Source organism: Lentzea alba (genome assembly GCF_047445655.1).
GTDB classification, from domain to species: domain Bacteria; phylum Actinomycetota; class Actinomycetes; order Mycobacteriales; family Pseudonocardiaceae; genus Lentzea; species Lentzea alba_A.
The window spans coordinates 184,505-208,480 of the sequence record NZ_JAJAEG010000014.1 but is presented as its reverse complement, the minus strand read 5'-3'; the positions used below and the strand labels follow the sequence as shown (position 1 = coordinate 208,480).

The 23,976-nt window shown below is 67.9% G+C and carries 21 protein-coding genes and 2 pseudogenes; 13 read left to right on the top strand and 10 right to left on the bottom strand.

Annotation, left to right across the window (positions count from 1 at the left end):
* Nucleotides 1-3 precede the first annotated feature (3 nt).
* The 4 genes from LFM09_RS24285 to LFM09_RS24270 all read right to left on the bottom strand — a co-directional run bounded on the left by LFM09_RS24285 (nucleotide 4) and on the right by LFM09_RS24270 (nucleotide 3,642).
* Entirely contained in the window at nucleotides 4-195 is a 192-nt protein-coding gene (locus tag LFM09_RS24285; protein ID WP_414098825.1) for a ferredoxin, read from the bottom strand.
* Between the two features lie 2 nt (nucleotides 196-197).
* Complete coding sequence (locus tag LFM09_RS24280) at nucleotides 198-1,406, bottom strand: cytochrome P450 (RefSeq protein WP_414098824.1); 1,209 nt, start codon at nucleotides 1,404-1,406, stop codon at nucleotides 198-200.
* The gene (locus LFM09_RS24275) at nucleotides 1,403-2,998 is read right to left on the bottom strand and encodes an ABC-F family ATP-binding cassette domain-containing protein (RefSeq protein ID WP_414098823.1); all 1,596 of its coding nucleotides are present in this window, start codon (nucleotides 2,996-2,998) and stop codon (nucleotides 1,403-1,405) included. The genes LFM09_RS24280 and LFM09_RS24275 overlap by 4 nt, the downstream gene beginning before the upstream one ends.
* Before the next feature lie 107 nt (nucleotides 2,999-3,105).
* A complete protein-coding gene (locus tag LFM09_RS24270; RefSeq protein WP_414098822.1) occupies nucleotides 3,106-3,642 on the bottom strand; it encodes a TetR/AcrR family transcriptional regulator in 537 nt (178 codons plus the stop codon).
* 71 nt (nucleotides 3,643-3,713) lie between these two features.
* Between LFM09_RS24270 and LFM09_RS24265 the strand changes: the two genes are divergently transcribed.
* The 10 genes and pseudogenes from LFM09_RS24265 (at nucleotide 3,714) to LFM09_RS24220 (ending at nucleotide 11,465) form a co-directional block, all read left to right on the top strand.
* Nucleotides 3,714-4,760 carry an FAD-dependent monooxygenase gene (locus tag LFM09_RS24265; RefSeq protein ID WP_414098821.1) on the top strand — a complete coding sequence of 349 codons (1,047 nt, stop codon included), beginning with the start codon at nucleotides 3,714-3,716 and terminating at the stop codon, nucleotides 4,758-4,760.
* Nucleotides 4,761-4,765: 5 nt separating this feature from the next.
* Nucleotides 4,766-5,134 carry a hypothetical protein gene (locus tag LFM09_RS24260; protein ID WP_414098820.1) on the top strand — a complete coding sequence of 123 codons (369 nt, stop codon included), beginning with the start codon at nucleotides 4,766-4,768 and terminating at the stop codon, nucleotides 5,132-5,134.
* 16 nt (nucleotides 5,135-5,150) lie between these two features.
* Nucleotides 5,151-5,411: a hypothetical protein gene (locus tag LFM09_RS24255; protein ID WP_414098819.1), complete on the top strand. Its 261-nt coding sequence runs from the start codon at nucleotides 5,151-5,153 to the stop codon at nucleotides 5,409-5,411.
* Between the two features lie 187 nt (nucleotides 5,412-5,598).
* On the top strand, nucleotides 5,599-6,774 hold the full coding sequence (locus tag LFM09_RS24250) for a nitric oxide synthase oxygenase (protein ID WP_414098818.1): 1,176 nt from the start codon (nucleotides 5,599-5,601) through the stop codon (nucleotides 6,772-6,774).
* A 4-nt stretch (nucleotides 6,775-6,778) separates the two neighbouring features.
* Nucleotides 6,779-7,077: pseudogene (locus LFM09_RS24245) on the top strand (Ada metal-binding domain-containing protein); the annotation flags it as partial.
* 199 nt (nucleotides 7,078-7,276) lie between these two features.
* Nucleotides 7,277-7,414 (top strand): annotated as a pseudogene (locus tag LFM09_RS24240) (epoxide hydrolase); the annotation flags it as partial.
* 231 nt (nucleotides 7,415-7,645) lie between these two features.
* A complete protein-coding gene (locus LFM09_RS24235; protein ID WP_414098885.1) occupies nucleotides 7,646-8,710 on the top strand; it encodes an APC family permease in 1,065 nt (354 codons plus the stop codon).
* A 39-nt stretch (nucleotides 8,711-8,749) separates the two neighbouring features.
* Nucleotides 8,750-9,847 carry a Re/Si-specific NAD(P)(+) transhydrogenase subunit alpha gene (locus tag LFM09_RS24230; protein ID WP_414098817.1) on the top strand — a complete coding sequence of 366 codons (1,098 nt, stop codon included), beginning with the start codon at nucleotides 8,750-8,752 and terminating at the stop codon, nucleotides 9,845-9,847.
* The gene (locus LFM09_RS24225) at nucleotides 9,844-10,110 is read left to right on the top strand and encodes an NAD(P) transhydrogenase subunit alpha (RefSeq protein WP_053737731.1); all 267 of its coding nucleotides are present in this window, start codon (nucleotides 9,844-9,846) and stop codon (nucleotides 10,108-10,110) included. Before LFM09_RS24230 ends, LFM09_RS24225 begins: the two co-directional genes overlap by 4 nt.
* The gene (locus tag LFM09_RS24220; protein ID WP_414098816.1) at nucleotides 10,107-11,465 is read left to right on the top strand and encodes an NAD(P)(+) transhydrogenase (Re/Si-specific) subunit beta; all 1,359 of its coding nucleotides are present in this window, start codon (nucleotides 10,107-10,109) and stop codon (nucleotides 11,463-11,465) included. The genes LFM09_RS24225 and LFM09_RS24220 overlap by 4 nt, the downstream gene beginning before the upstream one ends.
* Here the strand turns inward: LFM09_RS24220 and LFM09_RS24215 are convergent.
* The 3 genes from LFM09_RS24215 to LFM09_RS24205 form a co-directional block, all read right to left on the bottom strand.
* On the bottom strand, nucleotides 11,431-13,401 hold the full coding sequence (locus LFM09_RS24215) for a diguanylate cyclase domain-containing protein (protein WP_414098815.1): 1,971 nt from the start codon (nucleotides 13,399-13,401) through the stop codon (nucleotides 11,431-11,433). The two genes, LFM09_RS24220 and LFM09_RS24215, sit on opposite strands and share 35 nt — an antisense overlap.
* A 54-nt stretch (nucleotides 13,402-13,455) precedes the next feature.
* Nucleotides 13,456-14,259: an SAM-dependent methyltransferase gene (locus LFM09_RS24210; RefSeq protein ID WP_414098814.1), complete on the bottom strand. Its 804-nt coding sequence runs from the start codon at nucleotides 14,257-14,259 to the stop codon at nucleotides 13,456-13,458.
* A 74-nt stretch (nucleotides 14,260-14,333) separates the two neighbouring features.
* Entirely contained in the window at nucleotides 14,334-15,368 is a 1,035-nt protein-coding gene (locus LFM09_RS24205; protein WP_414098813.1) for an MFS transporter, read from the bottom strand.
* 57 nt (nucleotides 15,369-15,425) lie between these two features.
* On the opposite strand from LFM09_RS24205, the gene LFM09_RS24200 reads away from it, so the two are divergent.
* From LFM09_RS24200 to crcB, 3 genes are read left to right on the top strand one after another with little or no spacing between them, the layout of a single operon-like run.
* The gene (locus tag LFM09_RS24200; RefSeq protein WP_414098812.1) at nucleotides 15,426-15,866 is read left to right on the top strand and encodes a MarR family winged helix-turn-helix transcriptional regulator; all 441 of its coding nucleotides are present in this window, start codon (nucleotides 15,426-15,428) and stop codon (nucleotides 15,864-15,866) included.
* On the top strand, nucleotides 15,841-16,170 hold the full coding sequence (locus tag LFM09_RS24195; protein ID WP_414098811.1) for a CrcB family protein: 330 nt from the start codon (nucleotides 15,841-15,843) through the stop codon (nucleotides 16,168-16,170). Before LFM09_RS24200 ends, LFM09_RS24195 begins: the two co-directional genes overlap by 26 nt.
* Complete coding sequence (crcB, locus tag LFM09_RS24190) at nucleotides 16,167-16,508, top strand: fluoride efflux transporter CrcB (RefSeq protein ID WP_414098810.1); 342 nt, start codon at nucleotides 16,167-16,169, stop codon at nucleotides 16,506-16,508. Before LFM09_RS24195 ends, crcB begins: the two co-directional genes overlap by 4 nt.
* Here crcB and LFM09_RS24185 read toward each other — a convergent pair.
* Genes LFM09_RS24185 through LFM09_RS24175 form a run of 3 tightly spaced genes read right to left on the bottom strand, consistent with a single transcriptional unit; the run spans nucleotide 16,453 to nucleotide 23,927 of the window.
* Nucleotides 16,453-19,041: an NACHT domain-containing protein gene (locus LFM09_RS24185; protein ID WP_414098809.1), complete on the bottom strand. Its 2,589-nt coding sequence runs from the start codon at nucleotides 19,039-19,041 to the stop codon at nucleotides 16,453-16,455. The genes crcB and LFM09_RS24185 overlap by 56 nt on opposite strands.
* 10 nt (nucleotides 19,042-19,051) lie before the next feature.
* The gene (locus tag LFM09_RS24180; RefSeq protein ID WP_414098808.1) at nucleotides 19,052-21,640 is read right to left on the bottom strand and encodes an NACHT domain-containing protein; all 2,589 of its coding nucleotides are present in this window, start codon (nucleotides 21,638-21,640) and stop codon (nucleotides 19,052-19,054) included.
* Nucleotides 21,641-21,659: 19 nt separating this feature from the next.
* The gene (locus LFM09_RS24175; protein WP_414098807.1) at nucleotides 21,660-23,927 is read right to left on the bottom strand and encodes a HelD family protein; all 2,268 of its coding nucleotides are present in this window, start codon (nucleotides 23,925-23,927) and stop codon (nucleotides 21,660-21,662) included.
* Between the last annotated feature and the right edge of the window lie 49 nt (nucleotides 23,928-23,976).

Genomic DNA, 23,976 nt, shown 5'->3' with positions numbered 1-23,976 from the left:
TGCCTAAGAAACAGTGATCGCGCTCGCCGGGCACAGGCTCGCCGCTTCCTTCGCGGTGGCCTCGTGCCCGGCGTCGGGGTGCTCCACCAGGAGCACGACCGTGCCGTCTTCTTCGTTCTGGTCGAAGAGATCCGGGTCCGTCAGGACGCACATGCCCGAACCACAACACTTCGACTGGTCGACGGAAATCTTCATGCTCACCACGCTACTGGCAACGAGTGGACTCCGTAGATCCCCATGTCGGTGCGCAGCGGCACCTCCTCCGGTTCCACGTCCAGCCGGAGGTCGGGGAACTCCTGGAACAGCTTGGTGAACCCGATCCGCATCTCGATGCGGGCGAGCTGCTGGCCCAGGCACTGGTGGATGCCGTGCCCGAACGCCACGTGGCCACCGGCCGGGCGGCGCAGGTCGAGTTCCTCGGGGTTGCCCGAGAACTTCTCCGGGTCGCGGTTCGCGACCGGCACGTGCATCAGCACGGTGTCACCTGCCTTGATCAGGTGACCCTCGATCTCCACGTCCTCGACCGCGGTGCGCACCGGTCCGAAGTGGATGATCGACAGGTAGCGCATCAGCTCCTCGACGGCGTTGTCGATGACCTCGGGCTCGTCCTTGAGGATCTTCAACTGGTCGGGGTGCTGCAGGAGCGTGAACGTGCCGATGCCCAGCATGTTCGCCGTGGTCTCGTGCCCGGCGAGCAGGAGCAGCATCGCCATGTTCGACGCTTCCTCGTCGGTCGGCTCCCCGGTGGCCAGCAGGTCGCTGATCATGTCGTCGCCGGGGTTCGCCTTCTTGCGGGCGATCAGCTCGCGCATGAACTCCTGGATCCGCTGGAAGGCCTCCACGGCCTCCTTGAACGTGATTTCCAGGCTCAGCATCTTCGCCGTGTCCTCCTGGAACCTGTGCCGCTCGTCGTAGTCGACGCCGAGCATCGCGCAGATCACCAGTGACGGCACCGGCATGGCGAACTCCTTGACGAGGTCCGCCTTGCCGTTCAACGACCGCATGTGCGTGAGCTGGTCGTCGACGATCGTGCCGATCCACTCGGACAGCTGGTTCATCCGCCGGACCGTGAACTGGCCCTGCAGCATCTTGCGCAGCCGGGTGTGGTCCGGCGGGTCCTGGCTCAGGAACATGCCCGGCTCGACCTTGCGCAGGTCCTTGTCCTCGGGCACGTCGCCCTGGAACCGCTTGTCGAGAAGGTGGTGCTTCTCCGGGTTGTTGCTGAAGCTCGGGCTCCCGAGGATCTCCCGCACCTGGTGGTGACCGGTGACGAGCCAGCCGAGGTGACCGTCGGCGAACTTCAGCCTGCTGATGCGGGCCTTCTCGCGGATGTCGGTCACCTCGGCGGGCGGGTCGAACGGGTTCTGGCGCGTGATCGGCAGCTCGTCGGAGATCAGTTCGGTCATCTCGCACACCTCCCAGTGCTCAGTAGAGGACCTACTTCCGAAGCTACAGAACTTTCATGACTCCGTGAAGGTGAATCGAGGGTTACGGACCGCCACGCGCCGAAGTCTGTCCGCATCTGCCGGTCGTGGGTCGCGACGGCCACGGCCGCCCTCGTCTGGTGGAGTGCCTCGGTCAGCTCGTCGACCAGGGCGATGGACAGGTGGTTGGTCGGCTCGTCGAGCAGCAGCACGTGCGGGCCGCTGCTCAGCAGGACCGCCAGCTCCAGCCGGCGTCGCTGTCCAGTGGACAGCCTGGAGACCGGCCGGGCGAGGTCTTTTCCGCCGAGCAGACCGAGTTCCTCTGCCCGCGAACAGAGCTGGCGAGCTGTGGCGTCCTCGTTCTCGAACACGGACTCCTGGGCCAGCAGGGCGACCCTGCCGACGTGGTGCACCGTGCCGTGAGCTGGGGCGATGCGGCCCGCGAGGACGTTCAGCAACGTCGACTTGCCGGCCCCGTTCGGGCCAGTGATCAGCAGCTTCTCGCCCGCGCTGAGCGAGATCGGCTCGGTGAGGTTCAGCCTTTCGGGTACTACGAGCGGGGTCGCGTGCAGCAGGTCGCCGCTGGCTTCCAGCTCTGGCGGCGTGAAGCGCAGCGGCGGTGGGGGAGCGTCGACCCGTTGGTCGTCCAGCTCCTCCAACCGGCGGGCGACGTTGCGCATCTTGTTCGCCGCGCGCGTGCTGCGCTTGTGCTTGAACGCGCCTTTCGGTGGACGCCAGGCGTCCTTCAGGCGTGACTGGGCGCGTTCCACCTTGTCCGCCAACGAGTCGTGCTCGGCTTCCTCCTGCGCGAACCGCTGCTCCCAGCGCTGGCGTTCGGCGCGCTTGGCCTCCTTGAACGCCCGGTAGCCGCCGCCGTGCAGGTGCACCTCGCCGTCCGGGGTGGGGTCGAGGTCGAGCAACTGGGTGCAGACCTCGTCCAGCAACGTGCGGTCGTGGCTCACGAGCACCACGACGCCGTGGTGTTGCTGCAGGCGTTCGGTCAGGAAGTTCAGCGCGTGCTCGTCGAGGTGGTTCGTCGGTTCGTCGAGCAGCAGGACGTCCGCGCGTTCGGCGAGCAGGCACGCGAGCCTGACCCGGTAGCGCTGTCCGACGCTGAGTTCGCTGAGACGCTTGGACTTCGGGTGATCGGCGTCGAGTGCTTTCAAAGCGATGTCGGCGCGGCGTTCGGCGTCCCAGGCCTCGATGTCCTCGGCGTGGGCGAGCGCTTTCTCGTAGCGCTGTTCGTCGAACGGCTCCGCCGCACTGTCCAGTTCGGACAGTGCGGTACGGCTTTCGCGCAGAGCTTCGCTGAGCAGGTCCCCCACCGTTTCGCTTTCGTGGAACGGCATCTCCTGGCGTACCAGGCTCAACGAACCGTGGCGGGTGACGGTTCCCTGGTCCGGGACGAGGTCGTCGGCGAGCAACCTGAGCAACGTGGTCTTGCCGCGGCCGTTCTCGCCGATGATGCCGAGACGGTGTCCTGCGGAGACTTTCAACGAGATGCCGTCGACGACGGGGCCGGCCTCATAGCCCTTGGTGAGATCTTGGGTCGTCAAATGAACATGCGAACGCACGGGGATCCTCTTTTGGGTACGCGAAAACAGGACGTGTTGCGTGGTGGCACACGTCCTGGCTCAGAGGTAGAAGACCCCGTACCCGAATCCCATGAAACCCACGGTACCTACGGTCGCAACGCTTTTTCGATCGCGATCTTCAGGTCCTGCCGGTTCTCCTCGGTGCCCGGCTTCGGCCCGGTCGTGCTGCCTCCGCCGACGAGCCGGTAGAACAGCAGACCGTCGAGGAACGCCAGGATGCGGCCGCCCGAGGTCTCCGGGTCCTCGTGGCCCAGCGCCGCGGCGAGCTCGGTGGCCTGCGAGAGCGGCGAGTGGGTGAGGATCGTCCTCAGCTCCGGGTGGTGCGTGGCTTCGAGCATCACCGCGTACCTGGCGAGGGTGCGGTTCCGTTCGACGAGCCAGTTGTCGAGCGTCCTCGCGATGGCGCCCGCGAAGTCCTCCGGGTCGAGGACGATGTCCTGCTGCTCCTGCGTGGCGAGCCGTTCCACGAGCCCTTCGATCAACGATTTGCGCGTGCGGAAGTACGCGCTCGTGGAGCCTTCCGGCAGGCCGGCCCGCCGGTCGACCGCCCGGTGGGTGAGGCCGCGCATGCCCAGTTCGGCCACAAGTTGGATCGCGGCATCGGCGATCAGGTCCTTGCGCACTCGTCCTTCTGCCTCTCTACAAGGGACCTCTACAGGTGTAGATTACTCTACAGATGTAGAGGAGGCTGGGGATGAAGGCCATCGTGGTGGGCGGCGGCATCGGGGGACTGGCGGCGGCGGTCTCGTTGCGCCGAGTCGGCTGGGAAGTCGTCGTCTATGAGCGTTCCGAGTCGTTCGGCGAGGTCGGAGCTGGTCTCGGCGTGATGCCGAACGCGCTGCGGGCGCTGGAGTGGATGGGCGTCGCCGAAGAGGCGCGCAAGCTCGGCACCCCGCGCGTGTCCGGTGGCGTGAAGGCTTCTGACGGGCGCTGGCTCGCGCACCTGCCCGAGGTCGGCCAGGAGAAGATCGTCGCGATGCACCGGGCCGATCTGCACGGCGTTCTGCTGCGCGCGTTGCCGTCCGAGATCCTCTTCAACAACGTCCAGGTGACCAGCGTTGAGGAACTGGACGCAGACCTCGTGGTGGCGGCGGACGGGATCAACAGCCGCCTGCGCGCGGAGCTGCTGCCCGACGCGCCGGGACCGGTGTACGCGGGGGCCACGGCGTGGCGAGGGGTGGCGCCGGGTCCTCACGACCTGCCGATCACGCAGACACTCGGTCCCGGCGGCGAGGCGGGCGTTCTGCCGCTCGGCGACGGCCGGGTCTGCTGGTACGTGTCCGTGGTGGCGCCGCCGTCGGCCGATCTCGACCCGGTGGAGCTGTTCGCCGACTGGCACGACCCGATCCCGTCGTTGATCGCGTCCTCGCCCGAGATCATCCGGCACGACATCTACCAGTTGCCGCCGTTGCCGACGTTCGTGTCGGGACGGGTGGCGCTGCTCGGCGACGCGGCGCACGCGATGGTGCCGTACCTGGGGCAGGGCGCGTGCATGGCGCTGGAGGACGCGGTGACGCTGGCGTCGGTCGACGGTGACCTCCTCCGGTACGACGCACTGCGCCGGCCGCGCACGCAGGCCGTGTGGCGGAGCTCGCGGATGGCCGGGAAGTTCGGGATCGAGGTGCGGTCACCGATCGCGCTGGCGCTGCGCAACTTCGTGTTCCGGGCGTTGCCGAAGTCGACGGCCGTGCGTGGAATGACCCGTTTCTCCTCGTGGCAGGTGCCCGCGATGCCACGGTGACGTTCGTGGATCTCGTGTTGTTCCGCCGCGTGAGCACGGCGGTGATGGTCTTGCTGATGACGGCGTTCCTGGTGTCGGCCGTGGTCGGCGCGGTGCGGGGCGGGCACCCGACCGGGCTGACGTTGTCGCTGGCCGGCGTCGCGATCGTGGCGGGGCTGGTCGTCGCCGCCATGCGGTCGTTGAAGTTCGCCGGGGTGGCGAAGGACATCGACACGCGCGGGCCGTTGCCGGTGTTCGGAGTTCGTGCTGTTCTTCGGATTCATCGGCGGGATCGGCCTGGAGCACACCGTTCTCGCACTTCGGCCCACGGTCACGGCCACCGCCGAAGTGACGTCGTGCGGATACACCGGCCGCACGTTGAAGTGCTCCGGTGAGTACACAGTGGACGGTGTGCTGTGGAAGTCCGACGACATGCCTGCGCGGTCCGTGCCGGACGGTCCGATCGAGATCTCCGTGCTCGCGGCGGACCACGAGGTCGTGGTTTCCAAGTCGTGGCTGGACATCCTGTTCTCCGCGGCGGCGGGATCGCTCTCGCGGGTCTGGCGATCGGCTACGGCGTGCGGTGGATTCGCTTGGCGCGTACGGCAACCGACGAACTTCGCTGTCGCTTCCCCGCACAAGTTCACTCGAACGGGTCGAATCCAGCGGTGAACTAGATCACTGGTCAATGTTTGGTATCGGCCAGATAACAGTCGAAAACCACTCTTTGTCGCGTCCTTTGTCACCCGGTTGCGGTATCAAGTACTCGCTGAGCGTGTCGGACGCGGTCCAGTGATCCAGATGGCGTAGCGCTAGAGGCGGTTCCCGCTACCCGAAAGCGCAACTATGTTGCCTCGCCATGACCCCCGTCCCGACTGATGTGATGCCCCGTTCCCTCACGTCGCTTCCCCCGGCGCAGGTCGAGAACACCCCCGAGTTCGACATCGCCGAGGCAGAGGACTTCGTCCGCCAGCACCACGCCGAGCACCCGGACCTGGGTCCGGTCGAGGCGCGCCTGGCCGAGGTGCACGCGGAGATCGCCGCGACCGGCACCTACCGCCACACGACCGCCGAGCTGACCTTCGGCGCCCGTGTCGCCTGGCGCAACAGCTCCCGCTGCATCGGCCGCCTGTACTGGCGGAGCTTGAAAGTGCGCGACCTGCGTGAGGTGTCCGCTCCCGCCGACGTGGCCGCGGAGTGCGTCGAACACCTCCGCGTGGCCACGAACAACGGCAAGATCCGCCCGGTCATCACGGTCTTCGCCCCGGCCGAGCCCGGCATGGCGGCACCGTCGATCCTGAACGAGCAGATCGTCCGCTACGCCGCCTACCGCGGCACGGACGGCGGCGTGCTCGGGGACGCCCGCAACCTGGCGTTGACGGAGCTCGCGTTGAAGCGCGGCTGGACCCCACCGGCCACGCGCGGCCCGTTCGACGTGCTGCCGCTGATGGTGACCTGCGAGGGCCACGAGCCCGCACTCGTCGAGATCCCCGCCGACGCGGTCCTCGAAGTCCCGCTGTCGCACCCGGAGCTCCCGTGGCTCGCGGCACTCGGCGTGAAGTGGCACGCCGTCCCCGCGATCAGCAACATGCGGCTGCGCATCGGCGGGATCGACTACCCGTCGGCGCCGTTCAACGGCTGGTACATGGGCACCGAGATCGGCGCCCGCAACCTCGCCGACCACGATCGGTACGACCTGCTGCCGTACATCGCCAAGCGGATGGGCCTGGACATGTCGTCGGAGGCGACGTTGTGGCGCGACAGGGCTTTGATCGAGCTCAACCGCGCCGTCCTGCACTCGTTCGGCGAGGCCGGGGTCACGATCACCGATCACCACACCGAGTCGAAGCGGTTCCTGACGCACCTGGAGAAGGAGGAAGCCGCCGGACGGTCGTGTCCGGCTGACTGGTCGTGGATCGTGCCACCCGTGTCGGGCGGGCTCACGCCGGTCTACCACCGCTACTACGACACAGGAGAGCTGCTGCCGAACTTCTTCCCCGCCGCCAAGCCCTCTGGTTGCCCGGTCGCCCACTGAGGCCTTGGCTGATGGGGCGTACGAAGACGCGGAGAGCTGCGCGCGGGCCGTGCGAGCAAAGGACGCCCGGTTCGACGGCTGGTTCTTCGCGGCGGTGACCACGGCCGGCAGCTACTGCCGGCCGAGCTGTCCGGCAACGCCGCCGAACCCCGGGAACATGCGGTTCTTCCCCACCGCGGCCGCTGCTCAGGCAGCGGGTTTCCGGGCCTGTCGGCGAGGCTCGGATACAGCGTGGGGCAGGTGCAACGGCAGCCGCGAGCGGAGCTGGGCGCGGGTCCGCTCGCGCTGGCCCGTGCCCAGCGGCCACCGGAACGCAGTTCTGACGGCGTGCGACCGTACACCAGGATCCGGGTCGCCGGGTGCCCCGTCGAGGATCCGGAGGGTGGGCTCACGCACCTGTTCCCCGACGCGATCACGTTGGCGAAGAACGACATCGGTGGCGATCTGGTGCGTGCGCTGGCCGACGGTGCGATCGACCTCGGGGTCGACAGCGGTGCGCAAGATCATCGGCCCGCTGACCGATCCGGCGGCGCACGGCGGCGATCCCGCAGACGCGTTCGACGTGGTCGCGCCTTCGTTGCCCGGCTTCGGGTTCTCCCCGCACCCCGGCACGCCCGGCCTGAACCCGACGGTGATCGCGGTCCTGTGAGTCCGTGTTCACAAAGGATGAACTTCTGACGGACTCCATCGCCACGTCGCCACGTCCACCGGCTTCGCGTCGTTCGCACACGACAACTTCACGCCGTCGGAGTCGTGGGTCGCCCGTGCCTACAACCTCCAGCGGTTCAACGGCGTTCGACCGCCCGGACGTCCTGGTGACTGAGATCCGCGAGTTCTTTCGCCCGTTGCGGTGAATGATGTTCGCGTGCAGCTGACTCGAAGTCTCACGCTGACCGACGCCGTGTTCGTCGGGCTCGGCTCGATGATCGGTGCGGGCGTGTTCGCGGTGTTCGCCCCGGCTGCCGCGGCGGCCGGGTCCGCGTTGCTCGTCAGTCTCGTCATCGCGGGTGTGATCGCGTGCTGCAACGCGTTGTCGAGCGCCTGGCTGGCTGCTCGGTACCCGCAGTCCGGCGGCACCTACGTCTACGGGCGCGAACGGCTCGGCCGGATCTGGGGCGACCTGGCCGGCTGGGCGTTCGTGCTCGGCAAGACGGCGTCCTGCGCGGCGATGGCGCTGACCGTCGGCATCTACCTCGGCGCGCCCAAGCTCGTGGCCGTCGGGGCGATCGTGGCACTCACCGTCCTCAACCTGACCGGTGTGCAGAAGTCCGCGCTGGCCACCAGGATCATCGTGATCGCGGTCCTGCTCGTGCTGGTCGCGACCACGGTCACCTCTCGCACCGCCGTGACCCCGGCCGACTTCAAGGCGGCGGGCATCCTTCCCGCCGCCGCACTGCTCTTCTTCGCGTTCGCCGGCTACGCGCGCATCGCCACCCTCGGTGAAGAGGTGAAGGAACCGCAGCGAACGATCCCACGCGCCGTGATCATCGCTCTGGCCATCACGCTCGTCGTGTACGCGGTCGTCGCCGTGACGGCGTTGAGCGCGTTGGGCGGTGATTTGGCGACAAAGACCCTCGCCGACGTGTCGCCGACGCTGGCGCCCGTCATCCGCGCCGCCGCCTGCCTCGCCGCGCTCGGGTCGTTGCTCTCCCTGCAGCTGGGGGTCAGCCGGACCGCGCTGGCGATGGCCCGCGACCGCCGGTTGCCGGGGTTCCTGGCCGACCTGCGCTGGGCGGAGGTCGCCACCGGCGCGGCGGCGATCGCGCTGGTGCTCGCCTTCGACGTCACGCGCGCGATCGTGTTCAGCTCGTTCTGCGTGCTGCTTTACTACGCGATCGCCAACGCCAGCGCGTGGACGCTCGGTAAGCGCGTGGTGCCGGTAATTGGGCTGGTGGGGTGCCTGACACTGGCCGGTGCGGTCCTCTGGCAATTGTGATGTGGCCCAGGTCACCTTTGATCGCGTAACGTGCGTACGGTGAAAGTGGGAACACCCGCAGAGTCGCGGCCCGCCGAGCGCCGAGTCGCCTGCGTACCGGAAACGGTGTCGTCGCTGGTCGACGCTGGACTGACCGTGCACGTACAGGAAGGCGCAGGGCGCCACGCCCACGCCCCCGACGCCGCCTACCGCGCGGCCGGGGCGACCGTGACGCCCGAAGACCCGACGGCCGAGTCCGATGTCGTCGTGTCCGTGCAGCCTTTGACCATCGACCAGGCCTCCACCCTCAAACCCGGCGCCATCACGATCAGCTTCCTGCAGCCCGCGAACGAGCGTGAGCTGCTGGAGGTCTACCGCGACCGCCGGGTGACGTCGTTCAGCTTCGACCTGCTGCCGCGCGTGACGCGGGCCCAGAGCGCGGACGCTCTCAGCTCTCAGGCGCTCGTCGCGGGCTATCGGGCGGTTCTGGTGGCCGCCGAACGACTACCGCGCTTCCTCCCGATGTTCACGACGGCCGCGGGCACGGTGCCTCCGGCCAAGGTGTTGGTCTTGGGCGCGGGCGTCGCCGGCTTGCAGGCGATCGCCACCGCGCGCCGGCTCGGTGCCGTCGTCGAGGCGTACGACGTGCGCGCGGCCGCGGGCGAGGAGGTGCGCAGCCTCGGTGCCAAGTTCCTCGCGCTGGACCTGGAGACGCAGTCCGGTGTCTACGCGTCCGTGCAGTCCGAGGAGTTCCTGGAACGCCAACGAGAACTCATCGGTGAGCACGTGGCCCAGTCGGACGTCGTGATCACCACGGCGGCGATCCCCGGCCGCAAGGCTCCTGTGCTCGTCACGACCGACATGCTCAAGGCGATGGCGCCGGGTTCCGTGGTGGTCGACCTGGCCGCGGAGTCGGGTGGCAACTACGCCGGTTCCGTTGCGGGTGAGGAGATCTGGGTCGGCGAGGTGCTGGTGCACGGCGCGTTGAACCTGCCGTCGTCGATGCCCGTGCACGCGAGCCGGCTGTACTCGCGCAACGTGCTCAACCTGCTCAAGCTGATGATCGTGGACGGGGCGGTGACGCCGGACCTCTCGGACGAGGTGCTCGACGGCTGCTGCGTCACCCATGACGGTCAGATCCGCAAGGAGTTGCCGTGATCGACCTGCTGACGATCTTCGTGCTGGCCGTCTTCGTGGGCTTCGAGGTGGTCTCGAAGGTGTCCACGATCCTGCACACGCCGCTGATGTCCGGTGCGAACGCCATCCACGGCGTGATCTTGGTCGGCGCGATCCTGATCACCGGGTCCGCCGAGAGCACCCTGGAGCTGGTGTTGGGGCTGCTCGCGGTGTTCCTGGCCACGGTGAACGTGGTCGGTGGGTTCGTGGTGACCGACCGGATGCTGGAGATGTTCAAGCGATGATCGTCCAGCTGATGTACCTCGTCGCGGCGGTGTGCTTCATCCTGGCGCTGAAAGGCCTGAGCTCGCCCAAATACGCGCGCTACGGCAACTTCATCGGCGCGTTCGGCATGCTCGTCGCCGTCGTCACCGCGTACCTTCACGGCGTCGTCCACAACGGACTGTGGATCCTGATCGCGGTCGCACTCGGTGTCGTCGTGGGCATTCCGGCCGCGCGGTCGGTGAAGATGACCGCCATCCCGCAGATGGTGGCTCTGTTCAACGGCGTCGGTGGCGCCGCCGCAGCACTCGTCGCCCTCGCCGAGTTCTTCGCGGTGCCCGACTCCAGCGTCATGTTCCGCCTCGCGACCGTGCTCACGGTGCTGATCGGATCGGTCAGCTTCTCCGGTTCGGTGGTCACGTTCCTGAAGCTGCAGGAGCTGATGACGACCCGGCCGGTGTTGCTGCCGGCCGGGCAGCAGCTCGCGATCGCGGCCGGTGTGTCGTCGGTTGCCTTGTGCGCGTTGACGATGGCGGTGCCGAACGGGTTCCTGCTGTGGTTGCTGGCGGCGGTCGGGCTCGCGCTCGGCGTGCTGTTCGTGCTGCCGGTCGGTGGTGCGGACGTGCCGATCGCGATCTCGTTGCTGAACGCGTTCACCGGTCTCGCGGTGGCGGCGTCGGGTTACGTGCTGGCGAACACGCTGCTGATCGTCGCGGGCACGCTCGTCGGCGCGTCCGGCACCATCCTGACCCGGTTGATGGCGCAGGCGATGGGGCGTTCGCTCGCGAACATCCTGTTCGGCGCCTTCAAAGCCACAGCCGTTGCGGTGCACGGAGAAGAGCAACGGTCGGTCAAGTCGGGCACGGTCGAGGACGTCGCGATCCTGTTGGGGTACGCGAACAACGTCGTCGTCGTGCCGGGGTACGGACTCGCGGTCGCGCAGGCGCAGCACGCCGTGCGTGAGCTCGTGACGCAGCTCGAACACCGCGGAGTCTCGGTCTCGTACGGAATCCACCCGGTCGCCGGCCGCATGCCGGGGCACATGAACGTGTTGCTGGCCGAGGCGGACGTGCCGTACGAGCAGCTCAAGGAGCTCGACGACGTCAACCCGGGCATCACCTCGGTCGACGTGGCCGTGGTGGTCGGTGCGAACGACGTGGTGAATCCGGGTGCGCGGGACGAGCCGACCAGCCCGATCTACGGCATGCCGATCTTCGACGTCGACCGTGCGAAGTCCGTGGTGTTCATGAAGCGGTCGATGCGGCCGGGGTTCGCGGGCGTGGACAACGAGCTGCTCTACAACCCGAAGACGACGCTGCTGTTCGGCGACGCGAAAGACTCGCTCACGAAGCTTCTGGCGGCAGTGAAGCAGTTGTGAGGAGTTCGGTCACGTCGTCCGGTGGCAGGGCGGGCAGCAACCCGATCACCGCGTCCGCGCCGACCGCGCGCCAGTGGTCCGCCTCTTCGATCGTGTGCACCTCGTCGACGCCGAACCGCACGCCGAAGCTGTGCACGGTCGCGATGAGGTCGCGCATCGCCTGGCGCAGCGGGGAGTCCGGGCCCGGCGCGGGCGCGCGGGTGATCACCGCGCGGACCTGCACCTCGGTCAGCACGGCCAGTTCGTCGTGCCCGCCGTGGAAACCGTCGAGCGCCGTCACGATGCCGCTGTCGTGCAGCACCACCGCGTTGTCGTCGCCGGCCAGCACCGACGAGATGTCGAGGGCGATGCGCAGCCGTTCGGGCGGCAGGCCAGTCTCGTCCAGCGCCCGCTTGACGTCCGCGACCAGGTCCTCGTCGCGCGACTGCAAGGCGCCCAACGCGATGTGCAGCGTGGGCGCCCGGTCGCCGAACTCCTCGACCCATCTGGCCGCCTGGGCGCACGCCTCCCGCAACAGCCACCTGCCGATCGGCAGCGACAGGCCCGTGGAGTCGGCCAGCGCCATGGTGTCGTTGTGGCTCAGATCGTCCCAGTGCAGCCGGGCGACGGCGCCGAGCACCTCGCGGGTCTCCAGGTCGTGCACCGGCGCGTAGACGATCTCGATCTCGCCGTGCTCCCAGGCACCCGGCATCGACGCGGCCAGCGCGTACTTGCCGCGCCTGCGGGCGTCGTCGTGCGGGTCGTGCAACGCCCACTGCCGCTTGCCGCGCGCCTTCGCCTGGCGCAGCGCGGCGTTGGCGGACCGCAACAGCTCGTTGGCCGTCGCGAACGCCGGCGGCCGGTCGACCACGCCGATGCTGGCCGACAGCGCGATGCCGTGATCGTCCACAAAGGTCGCTTCGGCGAGGACCGCCTGGATCTCCTCGATGGTCACGGTGACGTTGTCCGAGGTCGTCATCAACGCGAACTCGTCGCCGCCGATCCGTGCCAGCACGGCCTTCTTCTCGTCGGCGAGCTTGCCCAGCCGTGACGCGACGATCTTGAGCAGTTTGTCACCGGTCTCGTGGCCGAGGCCGTTGTTGACGACCGAGAACGCGTCCAAACCCAGGTGGTACAACGTGATCGGCGCGCTGCCGAGCCGTCGTTCGACCTGCGTGATGAAGTGCTGGCGGTTCGACAGCCCGGTCAGCGAGTCGTGCAACAGCTGATGGTCCAGGCTGCGCTGCAACAGGTGCAGCTCGCTGATGTCCTCGACCATGGTCACGTAGTGCGTCGGTTCGCCGTCCGCGTCGCGCAGCAGCGACACCGCGAGGTACACCCACACCGGCTCGCCGTCCACGCGGATCAGCTTGCGCTGGTCGCGGAACCGGTCGACGTGTCCCTCACGCACCTTCCGGTACGAGGCGGCCAGGGCGGCGACGTCCCCGGGGTGGTAGAAGTCGGTGAGGTCGCGGTCGTTCAGGTCGGCACCCGAGTCCAGCCCGACGATCTCGGCGAGCGCGTCGTTCGCCTCGACGCACCTGCCGTCGAGGTCGGTGATCACGATGCCCAGTGCGGCGGAGTCGAAGACCTCCTGGAACCGCGCCTGGCTGACCTTCAGCGTGCGCTCGACCCGCTGCTTGGCCCGCACGATGGCGACCTTGATCTGCTCCTGCTGGTCGAACGCGTCCATCCGCATGGCCTGTGCGTACGCAGAGGCCAACCGGGCGAGTAGCTTTAGCTCGAAAGTGGGCCAAAGGACATCGATGGTGACACGCAGCGAGTCCGGGCCGGTTGCGTGCAGTGACACCAATCGATCGGCTACCGATTCAGGTGACTGCCGCAGCCACCTCAGCGACTCGAGCAGCGCCTGCTCGATCTCGGCGTGAGACAGCGGGATGTACGCGGTCGAGGTCAGCGCGTGCATCCAGCGGGCGGCGAGCTCCGGAAGTTCCATCCTGTGCACAGAGCGTACGGAATCGCCGTCCCTTGGCCAACATCGACAAGCGCGCTAGATCTTCCTGCCGACGCCCGCGTAAATGCCCGCCTTGTCCGGATCGTCGGTGTTCGTGCCCTCCGGCCGCCACAAGGGCAGCGGCACGATGCCGGGCTCGACCACGTCGAACCCGCCGAAGAACCCCTCGATCTCGGGTTTCGTGCGCGGGAACATCGGGTTCTGGCTCTTCTTCATGACCTCGACGATCCCGGCCATCTCCTCGGGCTGCAGGTCCTGGGTGAACTGCGAGAAGGCCAGGTAACTGCCCTCGGGAACAGCGTCTCGATAGGCGGCGACGATCGCCCGCGGGTCGGCCTCCGGCGGCACGAAGTGGAAGACGCCGACGGTCAGCACGCCGACCGGCCGCGTGAAGTCGATGAGACCGCTCTCCTCCGCGGTCTTCAGCACCGCCGCGGGCTTGGTCATGTCCTCCTGGATGATCGTCGAGCGCGGGTCCTCCTCCAGGATGAGCTGGCTGTGCGCGACCGCGACCTCCTCGAAGTCCACGTACACGACGTGCGCCTCGGGGTCCGCCTTCTGCGCGATCTCGTGCACGTTGCCGACCGTCGGGATGCCGCTGCCGAGGTCGAGGAACTGCCGGATCCCGTTGTCCATCATGAACAGCACGGCCCGGCGCAGGAACGCCCTGTTCAGCCGCGCGATGGTGCGCGCGTTCGGCTGGGCCTGCAGGAACCTCTCCGCCAGCGCCCGGTCGGCCGCGAAGTTGTGCCCGCCGCCGAGCAGGTAGTCGTAGAGGCGAGCGGCACTCGGCTTCCCCGTGTCGACGCCTTCCGGAACCCAGCTCACCCGTTCAGACATGCCCTCAGGCTACTGAGACGCCACACGTGCGCGGCAGGGGTGGAGCCCTTTTGGTCTAGCGGAAGCTCCTGCTGTCACTGGAAAGTGTGAATCAGCACCGTCGCCGCCGCGACCCCGAGCGCGGTGCCGAGTCCTCGCGCGACGTTGACCAGCCCGCTGCCGACCCCAGCCTGTCCTTCCGGCAACGCGCTCATCACCCGTTTCGTGCACGCCGGCGCGACGATGCCGAGCCCGATGCCCGCGATGGCCAGCTGAAGTACTTGCGGCACAGGCATGATCAGCGCGGTGGCGGCGATCAGCGCACCGGTCTTGATGCCCGGCTTGCACAGCAACGTTGCTGCTACGGCGAACCCCAGGGGTAATGCGGCCGTCGTCAGTCCTATGTGCGCCAACGGTTGTTTCATCGTGAATGGAAGCAACGTCATCGGTGCGAAGAGTGCGGCGTAGGTGAGCAGGACGCCCAGCAGTCCCGGCAGGACTCTGCTCGTCGGTTTTGCTTTCTCCGGTTTGGTTTTCGTGCGGGGGAGCAGGTAGTGGCCGGCGATCACGGCTACGACCCCGATCGGGATGTTGATCGCGAACACGGCCTGCCAGCCGTGGTGCTCGGTGAGGTAGCCGCCGAGCAACGGCCCCGCCGCCAGTCCTGCTGCCTGCGCCGCCGCCTGGATGCCGAGGGCTTTTCTTCGTTGCTCGGGTGGTACCGCGGTGGTGACCAGCGCGACGCTGTTGGCCTGCAACATCGCCGCACCCACCGCCTGCGCGACGCGAGCCGCGATGAGCGCGTCGAATCCCGGCGCGTACACGCACGCGATGGACGCTCCGGTGAACAACGCGAAGCCGTAGATGTAGACGATCTTGCGGCCGACCTTGTCCGCGATCCTGCCCATTGGGACGAGCAGCGCCACGAGCGTGATCAGGTAGCTGAGCGAGATCCACTCGGGATCTGAGTTGAAGTGCTGACTGATCGCGGGGAACGCGAGCGTGACGATCGAGGCGTCCAGCTGCCCCATGAACGCCCCGAAGCAGACGGTCGCGATGACCAGCCAAGGCGCATATGACCGGCGCACGATCCACGCCGGCCTAGGTGACTCCGTGACGAACCAGTTCATCGGTAGCAGATTATATCTGACACCGAGCTATTGCCGTTCGTTCAGTAAGATTTCCGCATGTCAGACGAAGCCCGCACGCTCACCGACGTCGTCACCCGCCTGCGCCGGGCGCTGCGGACGAGCATCCGGGCGGACTGGCCCTGGGAATCCCTGCCGATGGCGCAGGTAGAACTGCTGCAGACCCTCGCGGAACGCCCCCCGATGAAGGTCGGCGACCTTGCCGCAGCCCTCCGGCTGGCTCCCAACACCGTCTCCGGCCTGGTGTCCCAGCTGATCGACTCAGGCCTCGTCGTACGGGGCGCCGACCCCAGAGACAGGCGGGTAGCGCGACTATCCGTCTCACCACGTGGACACGAACAGCTGCTCGTGTGGCAGCGCGAACACGAGAAGCGCATCGGTGCCGCGTTGGGCAAGCTGGAGGCCTCCGAACGGGAGGACGTCGTGCGCGCACTCAAGGCCTTGGACCACCTCGTTGAACACCTCGCCGAACCGACCTGACCCGCGCTTCGTCCTGCTCGTGTCGCTGGGCGGCGGGCTGGGTGGAGTGGCGCGCTACGGCTTGTCTGTGGCCGTGGTCGGGCCTATGGGCATCTTCGTGATCAACGTGCTGGGGTCGTTCCTGATCGGCGTGCTGATGGGGACCGTGCCGCGGCCGCTGGTCCGTGCGTTCTTCGGGGTGGGGTTTCTGGGCGGCTTCACGACTTTCTCGTCCTACGCGGTCGCCGGTAGCCCGGTGTTCCTGGTGCTGACGCCTCTTTGTGCCGTGCTGGCGGCGTTTCTCGGGTTGCGGGTGACGCGGTGACCGTTGTAGCGGTGTTTCTGGGTGCCGCGCTGGGGGCTCCGGTGCGGTACCTGCTCGACTGGTTCGTGTCGTCCCGGGTGCCCAGGTCGGATTTCCCTTGGGGCACCTTGGTCGTGAACGTGCTCGGGTGCTTCCTCATCGGGTTTGTCGTTGGCACGTCCTGGATGCCGCTCGTTGGGGTCGGGTTCTGCGGCGGGCTCACGACGTACTCGACGTTCAGCTACGAGACGGTGAAGCTGCTGGAGGCCGAGAAGTACCGCCCAGCACTGCTGAACGTCGTCGTCAGTGTTCTTCTGGGAGCGGGAGCGGCGGCTCTGGGTCTGGCGCTGTCACGCTGATCTCACCCCGCACCCAGCGCACCAGGAACCCTCGCACCTCGATCGGCAGGTCGTCCTGGGCGAGCCAGCCATGAGGCAGTTGCCTCGCCTCAGACCTGTATCTGTGTTCCAGCATCGGCAGCAGCAACAACATCTGCATCGCGTCCTCGCAGCGCTCATCCCCTTCGAGATGCACGAAGTCCATTCGACTTCCCCACGGAGTCGGCGCCGCCGTCACGGCGATCGCCACGAGGTCTGATCGAAGGAGTTCACCGTCACGGTGGATGAGCAGCTCATCCGCGACGGAGTTGAAGACGGTCTTGTGGCAGTAGTAGTCGCGATAGAGCGGGAACACTCCCGAGCGGCGGATGATCTCCGGGATGATCTCCGGATCGAGCAGTGCGAACGTGTCCGCTGCCCACGGGGAGTCCTTCAACAGCTCGACGAGTCGTTCGCGATGTTCTTGGGTCAACGAGTGTTGGACGCGTTCCCAGCGCGTCTCACGGTGGCCATCGGGAAGGGCCATGGTGTGCTGCACCAGTGCGGCACCGAGCTCACCGGCCGTGATGAGTTCGCCGAGGCGGTCGGCGACCACCCGCTCGATGATGGCCCGGTTCACCTCGGACGAGTCGAACATGCAGGAGATCAGCGGCTCGTCGATGTAGCTGATGGCGCTGGTCATGTCGATTCGGGCGTCGATGTCGGTCATCGCGGTCGCGTCCACCGCCTCGGTTGTGATCGCCCGCACGGTGCGTGCGGCCGGATGCACGTACTGGAGCGAGCGTGCCGCGAACGCCAGCCCGCCGTTGGTGAGTGCTTCGAGCAGGAACTCGTCCACTCCGCCTTCGACGTTGCGGTCGTAAAGCTGCAACGCGATCTGCGCGACCACGTCCCACTGCTGGATGTTCGGCCGCAACGCCGCCCACAACTCCGCGGCCGTGCGATGTGTCCGCACGAAATGCTCGGCGGCGAAGTACTCCAGGAACGTCCGGTGCGTGAACCCGTACTGCGACTCGGTCCTGGTAGCGCCGACATCGGTCAGGATCCAGGCCCGCCCGGTGCAGTACGACAGAAAGCGCTCGGCCGTCGCAACAGCCTCGTCGTGGTCGTCGAGCTTGGTCTCCAGGTACTCCGTGAGCACGCGCACGATCCTGGTGTGGGCCTGGGGTTTCCCGGACTCCGGCGCCGTGAACATCCGCCAGGCCAGGTGCTGCACGGCACCGCGCAGCCGGCCCTCGAAGCTCAAAGGAAGGTCGATGCCGCGCTTGGCGTCCCACTGCTCGAACAACATCAACGCACACCGCTCGTACACCTGAGCCATGTTGCGCGGCAGGTAGCGGTCGCTGGAGTACATGGCGCACAACAACGTCAGCAGCAACGGGTTGCTGCGCAGCTCAGGAATCCGCGCGCTGTCCTCCATGAACGAGTCGGCGAGCCGCGCGCGGTCGGCGGGTGAGGTGGCCTCGTCCAAAGCGAACCACCGGCGGACGTACTCCTGGACTTCCTCGCGCCCGAACTCGCGGATGCGTTCGTGCGCGAACAGCTCCTCGGCCAGCGGGGCTTCGTAGTAGCCGACCTTCCGCGCCGTCACCAGGACCGGCACCAACGGGTACAGGTGCGCGAACCCCTCTACCAGCTTGACGGTCCGGCGGCGCAGCTCGGTGCGCACCAGCTCGTCCAGCCCGTCGAGGATCACGACGGCTTGTCCGGTGCGGAGCAGGTACTCGACGCCGTCCTGAGGCGGCTGCACGTTGTACGGCGCGCGGCACGCCATCTCCAGGTACTCCAGCAGACCGCGGCCGCCCTCGGTGAACGCGGTGCTGAACTCCCGCAGCACCACCAGGAACGGCACGCGGCCGGTGCCGTCGGTCGCGATGTCGTGGGCGAACTTGGCCGCCAGCGTGGATTTGCCGGCACCGGGGTCGCCGAGGACCACGGTGCGGTCGCCGGGCGCGCCGAGGTGGAACTTCGGCGGGTCGAGGCTCGGCCGCACGTAGAGCTGGTCGTACGGCACGGCCCGGCTCACGCCGATGTGCGGCAACCGGATGCTGTTGTGCAGTGCGACGACCTGGCTGCGCAGGTGGGCGGCGAAGCTGTGGAACTCGGTGAGCGACTTGAGCCGCATGAGCATGCGGCTGTTCTCGGAGCCCGCGACGAAGAGGTCGCCCGTGTCGACCTTCGTGTTCTGCCCGCCGATCTGCCGGTGGACGTCCTCGCACGCGGCGTGGACCACGTCGTGCACGAGTTCGACGGCGCGTTCGAGCAGCAGGCGGTCCGCCAGGCCGGCCAGCCGGAGTCCTTGGTAGAGCTGGTCTTTCACGACCTGGCCGAGACCGCGGTGCAACCTCAGCTGCGTCGCCACGGCCGCGAAGTCGGGGGAGTCGAGGTAGCGAAGCAGCGCCGCCGCATCGGTACCCAGGTCGGCGAGCAGCCTCGTGGCCGCCGACGCGGGGAACCGCGGGCTCGGTGCCTGCAGCCCATCGGCCAGCGCTGGTGCCAGCTGCCTGCTCACCTCGGCGACCACGCGCACGACCGCGGACTCGATCTCTGGCAATGCAGCACTCCTATTCGAAGACGTTGAAGTCCCTGGTGGTCCACAGGCTCAGCAGGTCGGCGACCTCCGCGGACATGCCCTCCGGCGGCGTCCAGGGCACGTCCTGTTCCCGGCAGGCGGCCAGCTCCAGGAGGTGCTGTGCCGGCTCGAACGGCGGGAGGTGGCCGAAATCCGTGTTCGCTTCGAGATAGGGCAGGCACAGCAGCACTTCGAGGTCCGCGCCGAGCTCGCCTCGTGGTTCCAGAAGGCCGCCGCTCATGGTGTGTTCGAGGTCCCTGATCCAGCGCTCGTACTGGATCCACGGCCGCTTCGACCGGGCCAGGTGCACGACCAGGCTGCGTGCTGCGGCGCGGTCGACGGGCTTGGGACCGCCCCGGGACAGCAATGCGCTGACCGGGGACACGATGTCCATGCCGAGGAACGTGTGGTTCTCGAAGAGGGCTGCCGGCCCCCTGCTGACCACGAGCGCGGTGAGGTCGATCAGGCCGTCCACGTCGGGCAGCCACGGCGAGGGCGTGCGCGGGGAGTTCGGCTGGTGCCAATAGACGTCGTTCAGGCTCACCTGGAGGTAACGGGCCAGGAAGGTGTTGCCGAGCAGGCCGCGCACCAGGTGGTCGATGCCCGGGTCGCGCTCCTCGTACAGCCGCGTGATGTCTTCGAGCACGGCCTTGCGGACGATGGCGCTGTTCGCGGGCAGACCACCCGTGAGGCAGGCCTTCAGCGCGACGTCCTCGTCCAACGTGCGGTGGTGGAAGAAGTAGTGGGCTCGTTGTTCCTGCGGCAACCGAGCGGCTTGGCGGAGTGCGGCTATCGCGATGCCGCGCACGATGTCCGGCCGCGGCGTCAGGTAGTGGAGTGACTCAGCGGCGAAGTCGAGTTCGCCGTCGCGGATCGCGAGCGACAACACCTCGTCGGCGCCGTCCTCGACGTTGCGGTCGTGCAGTTGCAGGGCCACGCGGCAGACGACGTCCCACGCACCCTCGGAGACGTGTGAGCGCAGAGCGGCCCACAAAGCAGAAGCGGTGGTGTGCTGCCGGACCAAGCGCTCGGCGGCGAAGTACTCCATGAACGTGCGGTGCGTGAAGCCGAACAGCGGTTCGACGGCCGAAGCGCCGACGTCGGTGAGGATCCACGCGCGGCCCGTGCAGAACTCGGTGAACCGCTCCGCCGCGCCCTCGGCCTCGTCCGGGTCGAAGGACTTGGACACCAGGTAGTTGGCCAGCAGGCGGACGATTCGGCTGCGCGGCAAGGCACCGCCGGGCTCGGGGCCGGCGAAGAGGTACCACGCCAGGTGCTGGACGGCAGCGCGCAGACGACCCTGGAACTGGACCGGCAGGGTGATGCCGCGCATCGAGTCCCAGCGGTCGAACAGCATGACGGCGCAGCGTTCGTAGACCTGGGCGAGGTTGCGCGGCAGGTAGTGCTCGCTGGAGTACATGGCGCACAACAGGGCCAGCAGCAACGGGTTGCGGCGCAGCTCCTCGATCTCGCTGCTCTCGTTGAGGAACGCGAGAGCGAGCCCAGCCCGTTGGTGTGCGGGAGTCGCGGCGTCCAAGGCGAACCAGCGCGTCGCGTAGTCGGCGACCTGACGGGAGTCGAAGTCGTCGACAGTGCCCACGGTGAAGAGCGAGGAGCTCAACGGGGCTTCGACGTAGCCGACCTTGCGCGCCGTCACGACGATCGGAGTCAGCGGGTACTGGTGCGCGAAGCCTTCGACGAGCCGCACGACCCGGCGCCGCAGTTCGGGCTGCACCAGCTCGTCCAGGCCGTCCAACACCACTACCGCGCGGCCGTTGCGCAGCAAGTACTCCACGGCGTCGCGCGGGGGAGTGAGGTTGTACGGATCGCTGCAGATGTCCTCGAAGTACTTGAGCAGTTCACGGCCGCCGGACCGGAACGACGCGGTGAAGTCGCGCAGCACCAACAGGAACGGGACGCGCTCGCCGGACAGGGCGATGTCGTGCGTGAGTTTTCCCGCCAGAGTGGACTTTCCGGCACCGGGATCGCCCAGCAACACCGTGCGGTGGCCGGGAGTCGCCAGCCCTTCCACCGAGATCCCCGGACTCAGCGCGGGCCGCACGTAGAGCTCGTCGTAAGGCACGGATCGGCTGACACCGATGTGGGGTAATCGCATCTCGCCGTGCATCGCCGCGATCCGCGCGCACAACTGGCGGGCGTAGGAGTGGAACGTCTCCCACGACGACGCGCGCCGCAACACACGGGTGTTGTGCCGCACGGCGTTGGCGAGATGCGCGACGGCCACGGCGGTCGGCGTGGCGAGATCGCTGGCAGGCAACGGCGGCGCGGACGTCAACGCCTCGAAAACGGCCGTTGGGTCAGCAGAAGCACCGGACAGCCGCAGGCCCTGGACGATCTGCTCGCGCAGGTCTCCGGACAACTGAGCGTCGAGTGAACCGCGCATCGCCCGCCACAGCACGACCTGGCGCGCCACCTCGGCGAAGTCAGGCGATTCCAGGTAGGCGAGCAAAGCCGGTTCCACGTCAGCGGAAGCGGGAGGAACGAGCTGGGCGAGCCTGGGGGCGAGCTGGTTGCTGACGGACACGACGATCCGGCTGACCGCCGTGTCCACGTTCGCCACCCCAGGCCTCCACCGTTCGTTATGAAACGTCCTTCAGCCGGGATAGCACATCGGGCAGCGTTCCGGTGTGCACGACGCCGAGTCGTTGCGTGGCACGGGTCAGCGCGACGTACAGGTCCGACGCGCCGCGCGGGGACTCGTCCAGAATTCCCACCGGGTCGACGACCACGACCGAGTCGAACTCCAGGCCCTTCGCGTCGGTCACCCCGAGCACCACGACCTGGGCCTCTTCCAGGTCGTCGCCCTGCGACGAACCCGGCACCGCGTCGACCACCGCCGACCCCACCGACGACAGCAGCGCGTTCGGCACGATCACCGCGACCTTGCCGTCGCCGACCGCCGTGACCTCGCGCGCGATCAGCGCGGGCACCTCGGCCGCGAACGACGCCACCGAGGAAACCCACGGCGGCACACCGGTTTCGCGCACCGACGTCGGCGGCACCAAAGACGCGTCCACGGAGGCGAGCACGTCCGCGGCCACCTCCATGATCTCGGCCGGCGTGCGGTAGTTGACGGTCAGCTCGGTCAGGCGCCAGCGGTTCTGCACGTACGGCGACAGGACGGTGCCCCACGAGGTGGCGCCGCCGATGTCACCGGTCTGCGCGATGTCACCGACGACCGTCATGGACTTCGAAGGACACCGGCGCATCAACGTGCGCCACGCCATCGCGGACAGCTCCTGGGCCTCGTCGACGATGATGTGGCCGAACGTCCAGGTGCGGTCGGCGGCGGCACGTTCCGCGGCCGTCTCGTACCGGTCCACGCCGTGGCGCTCGGCCAGGCGGTAGGCGTCCATCAGGTCCGTGGCCATCAGGATGTCGGGGTCCGCGTCGTCCTCCAGGTCGAGGATGTCGAGCACGCCCTGGGCGTACTCGATGGCCTGGCGGCGCTGGCGTTCGGCGCGGGCCTTGGCCTCCGTGTCGTCCTCGCCCAGCAGTTCGGCGGCCTCGTCCAGCAACGGCACGTCCGCCGGCGTCCAGTCGTCAGTCGAACGCTGCAGCAGATCGCGTTCCTCGCGCGTGAACTTCGACATCGCGCGGTTGCGCCGCTTCGGGTTCGCGTACAGCTCGGAGAGCAGCGAGAACGGCGTCAGCACCGGCCACAGCGACGAGATCGCGGCCTGCACCTCCTCGGACTCGCGCAGCTCGCGGCGGATGTCGTCGACGTCCGCCTTGTCGAGCAGGTGCCCGCCCAACCGGCCGACCACCATCGACGACAGCGTCGAGATGATCTCGCGCGCGAACGTGCGGCGGGCCTCGTTGTGCGCACGCCGGGTCCGGCGCGCCCTGCCTCGCGCGTCGGAGATCGCGCGCCGGTCCAGGCGCAGCACGTCGTTGTCGAAGCGGATGTCGACGAACGCCGGCGCCTCCTGGCGGTCCCGCACGGCAGCGGCGATCACGTCCGCCATCTGGATGCGGCCCTTGATGGCCGCGACCTCGGCGGACTCACGACCAGTCGCCGTCAGATTGGGGTACAGCTCGCCGACAGTCGACAGCAGCACGCCCGTCTCACCCAGTGAGGGAAGCACCTGACTGATGTAGCGGAGGAACGTCGTGTTCGGTCCGACCACCAGAACACCGCGTTTCGCCAGCTGCCGACGATGTGTGTACAACAGGTATGCGGCGCGGTGCAGGGCCACCGCGGTCTTGCCGGTACCCGGACCGCCCTGCACGACGACCACGCCGTTCAGCTCGGACCGGATGATGATGTCCTGCTCGGCCTGGATCGTCGCGACGATGTCGCTCATCTGGCCGGTCCGCGACTCGTTCAACGCGGCGAGCAGCGTCGCCTCACCGGTCAGCGACTCGCTGCGGGTCACGTCGACCGAGTTGATGTCGAGGACCTCGTCGTCGAGGCCGATCACCTTCCGGGAGCGGGTGCGCAGGTGTCGGCGCCTGCGCACGCCGTCGGGGGAGGCGGCCGTCGCGAGGTAGAACGGCCTGGCGGCGGGCGCCCGCCAGTCCATCAGCAGCGGCTCGTATTCCTTGTCCTCGTCGAACAGACCGATTCGGCCGATGTAGAAGCGGTCGCCGTTGTGGAAATCGAGCCGGCCGAACGCGAGTCCGTTCTCGACCGCGCTGTACTGAGCCAATTGATCCGTGTACATCGCGACCGACGTGTCGCGCTCTGACCGCATCTGGTGTGTGCCGCCAGTTTGTCGCAACGATTGTGCGAGTCGTTTCGACGTCTGTTCGCGGAGGTCGTCGAGCCGGCCGTACAACATGGCCACGTATTCCTGCTCCGGCTCCATTTCGGCGAGCCGGAGGTCATCGGAGGGGCTTGACAACGTGCCTCATTTCTCGATACGATGCGACGTCAGGTTTTATCCTGAGTCA

Excerpts from the sequence above, each read along its gene's own strand:
- LFM09_RS24280 (WP_414098824.1), bottom strand. The coding sequence starts at position 1,406 with ATGACCGAACTGATCTCCGACGAGCTGCCGATCACGCGCCAGAACCCG.
- LFM09_RS24220 (WP_414098816.1), top strand. The coding sequence starts at position 10,107 with ATGATCGTCCAGCTGATGTACCTCGTCGCGGCGGTGTGCTTCATCCTG.
- LFM09_RS24285 (WP_414098825.1), bottom strand. The coding sequence starts at position 195 with ATGAAGATTTCCGTCGACCAGTCGAAGTGTTGTGGTTCGGGCATGTGC.
- LFM09_RS24215 (WP_414098815.1), bottom strand. The coding sequence starts at position 13,401 with ATGGAACTTCCGGAGCTCGCCGCCCGCTGGATGCACGCGCTGACCTCG.
- LFM09_RS24205 (WP_414098813.1), bottom strand. The coding sequence starts at position 15,368 with ATGAACTGGTTCGTCACGGAGTCACCTAGGCCGGCGTGGATCGTGCGC.
- LFM09_RS24250 (WP_414098818.1), top strand. The coding sequence starts at position 5,599 with ATGACCCCCGTCCCGACTGATGTGATGCCCCGTTCCCTCACGTCGCTT.
- LFM09_RS24265 (WP_414098821.1), top strand. The coding sequence starts at position 3,714 with ATGAAGGCCATCGTGGTGGGCGGCGGCATCGGGGGACTGGCGGCGGCG.
- LFM09_RS24210 (WP_414098814.1), bottom strand. The coding sequence starts at position 14,259 with ATGTCTGAACGGGTGAGCTGGGTTCCGGAAGGCGTCGACACGGGGAAG.
- LFM09_RS24200 (WP_414098812.1), top strand. The coding sequence starts at position 15,426 with ATGTCAGACGAAGCCCGCACGCTCACCGACGTCGTCACCCGCCTGCGC.